This is a genomic window from Microcoleus asticus IPMA8 (assembly GCF_013179805.1).
In the GTDB taxonomy this organism is placed as follows: domain Bacteria; phylum Cyanobacteriota; class Cyanobacteriia; order Cyanobacteriales; family Microcoleaceae; genus Microcoleus; species Microcoleus asticus.
This window is the reverse complement of record NZ_SRRZ01000236.1, coordinates 1-4,297: the sequence shown is the minus strand read 5'-3', so window position 1 is coordinate 4,297 and position 4,297 is coordinate 1. Positions and strand designations below refer to the sequence as shown.

Genomic DNA, 4,297 nt, shown 5'->3' with positions numbered 1-4,297 from the left:
AAATGTCAATCAAATGCTTAAGCTTCGGTGCGCCTACCTTAACGGATCAATATCCGTTTGATGCTCAAAAGCGCAAAACCGGGATGCTCCCTCGTACATCTTCAGAAACACTTCCCTGAGCTCTTGCTGATAAAGCCTGTAGATCGTGGCGGAGTTCAAAAAATTTCCCCGAGCTTCAAGAGCATCTTCTGCACGGAACCTCTGTACAAATACCCCGTCAAATACGCTACTCCAAACTTGGAGTAACTGCTGCCAGTTCTGAACCGTTTCGCCCTTTTCTTCTGAGGAGGCTAACTCTCGCATCAGCTCCTCAGAAGCTTTCAGCCAGACATCAAGTAACAATATCTGATAGTCAAAGTTTGCCTGAGAAAATTTGAGTCCGGCATCAAAGCTTTTAAGTAGTTTGTTGTTGAACTCACGAGCGTATCCCAAGTTTGGGCTTTGTAGAACGCTACCAAATGTCTTTTCATACATATTCGAGTAGAGGTTGCTGAGTTCAATCAATGCTCCCGCGTAACCCCCTACTGCTCCGGTTCCGCTCTCTTGTGACTGCTGTAGTGATTCTGCCCAAAGCTGAGTCAACTTTTGCAACCCCTTCAGGTAAATCTGCCACAACTCGGCTTGATTTTGAGTAGCCTTGACCGCAGCAGGTGTTGCGGGAGTTGTTGCAGACTTGATGAAATCGAACCAGCTTCCCCACATATTTACGTCTGCTACATAAGATTGATATGAAAGGCACAAGATCGACATCTTGTACACTTAAAACTTACTTCTGACTTCAGGGTAGGGAGTCTGCTCCTTCTACTGGGCAGGCGTCTATTCAGAACGACGCATCCTTACTTTTTATTGTGAGATTAAAGCTAAATTAAGAGCGCCGTTCAAGCCTCTATTACAACTAGAGCCACACTGCTAACAAACAAATACTCGCGCTTGAAGTGGCATTAGTTGAACGTGGCCGCAGTTTTAACAAGTTTTAGATGAGGGATACCATCGATCTACCACTTCTACAACAGTGCCGTAGATGGCAGATCGATAAGTTAGTTCCCTCGTCCATCCGTAAAACTCTGAGTATAAAACAGATAAACCTAATTTGTGATTAGCTACCCTCCCAGAAACGTTCAAATCTACCTAAATATTTGATGAGGCAGCATTTTCTACTCACATTTGTTGATGTACGGGCGTTACTGATTTCATCCTAAAATCACTTTTCGTGGTTGAAGGATTGTGTTGCCACCAAAGCTAAAGCCATCACACCAGCGATCGCCCCCCACTGGAGAGCGGGATTCTTAGCCAGCCAGTCCGTAACGCTCGGTATGACCATATGGCTAAAGTCTCCATCAACTCTGGTATCGCTTGGGACAGGTTCGTAAAGGTTGTTCCGATCGTCTGGAGACTTCGGCTCGTTGGTGTGTTGAGCCTGAAAGCCGACAAGCAGCAACAAAGCATCGACCAGTTCGGGTGAGAGCCGCTGTAGCGCACCTAGAGCTCTAGCCGCATCCCCAACCAAGAAGTCACGAGTTGGATGTTCAGCAACGTAGAGGATGGCGTCAGCTACCAACCTGGGGTCGTAGTAGGGCGGTATCCCTGCTGGCTTTACGCCTAGCTTGGTGAGGCCATTGTTCCAGAAGGGTGTATTGATGACCGCTGGTTTCACGCTCGTCACGCTGACAGGTATGTTCTCATGTTGCAACTCCAGGCGCATAGCTTCGATGAATCCCTCAATGCCGTGCTTGGCGGCGGAGTATGCACTTTGGTAAGGGAGACTTCGCACGCCCTCCATTGAAGAGATGTGGATCAGCGCCCCCCGTCCCTCACGCTTGAGATGGGGTAGCGCCGCCATTGCACCGTATACCTGCCCCATCAAGCTCACATCAATGACGCGCTTAAACTCTTCGGGTGTGGTGTTGTCGAATGTGGCGAAGATGCCGACGGCAGGGACGTGCACCCACGTATCGAGCCGCCCATAGACTTCGACGGTACGGTCTGCGATCGCTTTGACCTGCTCGAACACCGACACATCCGCAACTACAGCCGTTGCTTCACCACCGAAGCCCCGAATCTCATCCACCAGCGAGGCTAGTTTCGACTCACTGCGACCCGAGACAACTAACTTTGCCCCTCGCTTGGCAAACTGAAGAGCACTCTCGCGTCCGATGCCGCTGGAAGCCCCAACGACGGCAACAACTTGCTGATTGATTGGCTTCAATTGCATTATTTTTCATCCTCTAAATCAGTTTTATCGATCGGCGATCCGATTCTTGGTGATTCTTTTAACCGGACATCCTGATAGTTTGGTTTAAACCGGGTTCATCGGGTGTTGGGTAAATTTTGTTGAAGAATTCTGAAGGGTAACAGGGTTAATCGGGCTATCAAAAGCACCAACCGCATCCTTTTGAAAGACTTCATTCCCAAAGGTTTCCGAGTAAAACGCCTTACGCCCGAGTTTTAGCAAGTCCTCGGTGACTGCAACCGCCCGATTTTCAGGCGATAGCTGTTTTTGTCCCTCATCCGTTTGGAGAAGGCGTGTTGCCCGATCTTTATTAATGGCATTAATGGCCTAGCCCACACTCAGCCGATCGAGAGAGTTATGCCAAACAGGATAATAATTGGTCGTCATCTCGTCCAAGCTGGCGGCAACCCCGGGCTCGCTTATTCGGGATTGAGTTTGTGTCATGAATAAGTCTTTTCCTCTCAATAAGAATTAGATTTCTTGCCAATGTTTGGGATAGGCACTTCTGTTTCCTGTTTTCTGTTAAGAAGTTCCCACTTCTGCAAGAAGTCTATTCAAATTGAAGGCTTACACTGCCAGCAGGGCTAACCCGAAGGCTCCCAGCACTGTAACGGCGATCGCGCCCCACTTTGCCGTGGGATGGGTTTCCAGCCAGGTGGAATAGCTATTCGCCCGTGATTGCTTGCTAAAATCTCCCTCAACGCGATCGAAGCCTGCGATCGGCTCAAATAAATTATCTGGAGCATTTTCGGACTTCGGTTCGCTGGTTTTCTGTAGGTTAAAGCCCGCTCCGGCTTGCAGCAGCAAGGTATCCATTAATTGGGGTGAGAGCCGCTGAATTAGAGCCATCGCCCGCCCTGCCCCTCCAGCGATAATGTCACGGGTTGGGTGGCCAGCCGCGTAGAGGATAGCGTCCACTACGATATCGGGCTGGTAAAACGGTGGCAGTCCTTGGGGTTTTACGCCTATCTTGGTGCGGGATTTGTTAAACAGAGGGGTATTGATTGAGGCTGGCATCACATTGGTTACATTGATGCTCGACAAACCCTCATGTATCAACTCAAGCCGCATGGCTTCCAAAAAGCCATCAATTCCATGCTTTGATGCCCCGTAGGCGCTGTGGTATGGGAACGAACGTCTGCCTTCCACTGAGGAGACATGGAGCAGCGATCCTCGTCCCTCGCGCTTGAGATGGGGCAGTGCCGCCATCGCCCCGTGTACCTGTCCCATTAGGTTCACATCGATGACGCGCTTAAACTCCTGTGGTGTTGTCTGCTCAAAAATCGCGTAGAGATTGATGGCTGCTAAATGCACCCAGGTATCAAGCCGCCCGTATTGCTGGATGGCTCTGTCTGCGATCGCTTTTACCTGCTCAAAATCTGCTACGTCTGCAGGTATAGCGATCGCCTCGCCCCCTATCTGCTTTATTTCATCCACTAGAGAATCCAATCCTGGTTCGCTACGAGCCGAAACGACCAACTTCGCCCCCCGCGCCGCGAATTGAATAGCGGTTTCTCTTCCGATACCGCTGGAAGCTCCTACAACGGCGACAACTTGTTGGTCTATTGGTTTAAGCTGCATTGCTGGTACTCCTTACTAACCCTTATTAGAAGCTATCTTGAATAGCAGTGAGGGCGCATCGTACCGAAGGTGATAGTTGCCAGCACATTTCATTCTAAACCAGCCTTTAGTATGTTGGGATTAAAACCAGCTCAACTTTGGGCGTTGCATAATAGAGGGATGATTTGCATTCACGTTTCTATGAAACAAATTCTGTAAAAATGGCCACAGTCGCGGCAAACAAAACTACTTGTGCCGTGACTGTGGAAAGCAATTAGTTAAATTTTATTCGCACAAAAGATACCAAAATTCAATTAAGGAGCAATGCTTGACAATGTACGTCAATGGTCAGGGATTTCGGGATCTTGAAAGAATAAGTGGAGTTAATCATAATACAGTTATTAACTGGGTTAAACAACAATACTCCGGACAGTTTTTAAAGAGGGATGCGATGCCTTCGGCAAGCAACGCTTACGCAATACAGCAGAGAAGTGAAAACAGTGAGTG

At 48.8% G+C, this 4,297-nt stretch carries 3 protein-coding genes and 1 pseudogene; 1 reads left to right on the top strand and 3 read right to left on the bottom strand.

Annotated features, from left to right (window positions below; all coding sequences use genetic code 11):
- Positions 1 to 33: 33 nt before the first annotated feature.
- The 3 genes from E5S67_RS31190 to E5S67_RS31180 form a co-directional block, all read right to left on the bottom strand.
- Positions 34 to 750 (bottom strand): poly(R)-hydroxyalkanoic acid synthase subunit PhaE, encoded by a 717-nt coding sequence (locus E5S67_RS31190; RefSeq protein WP_216670835.1) that lies wholly within the window; start codon positions 748 to 750, stop codon positions 34 to 36.
- 451 nt (positions 751 to 1,201) lie between these two features.
- Complete coding sequence (locus E5S67_RS31185; protein ID WP_172193232.1) at positions 1,202 to 2,212, bottom strand: SDR family oxidoreductase; 1,011 nt, start codon at positions 2,210 to 2,212, stop codon at positions 1,202 to 1,204.
- Positions 2,213 to 2,797: 585 nt separating this feature from the next.
- Positions 2,798 to 3,811, bottom strand: a complete 1,014-nt coding sequence (locus E5S67_RS31180; protein WP_172193230.1) for an SDR family oxidoreductase — start codon at positions 3,809 to 3,811, stop codon at positions 2,798 to 2,800.
- Positions 3,812 to 4,004: 193 nt separating this feature from the next.
- Between E5S67_RS31180 and E5S67_RS34955 the strand changes: the two are divergent.
- Positions 4,005 to 4,297 (top strand): annotated as a pseudogene (locus E5S67_RS34955) (IS1/IS1595 family N-terminal zinc-binding domain-containing protein); the annotation flags it as partial.

Excerpts from the sequence above, each read along its gene's own strand:
- E5S67_RS31190 (WP_216670835.1), bottom strand. The coding sequence starts at position 750 with ATGTCGATCTTGTGCCTTTCATATCAATCTTATGTAGCAGACGTAAAT.
- E5S67_RS31185 (WP_172193232.1), bottom strand. The coding sequence starts at position 2,212 with ATGCAATTGAAGCCAATCAATCAGCAAGTTGTTGCCGTCGTTGGGGCT.
- E5S67_RS31180 (WP_172193230.1), bottom strand. The coding sequence starts at position 3,811 with ATGCAGCTTAAACCAATAGACCAACAAGTTGTCGCCGTTGTAGGAGCT.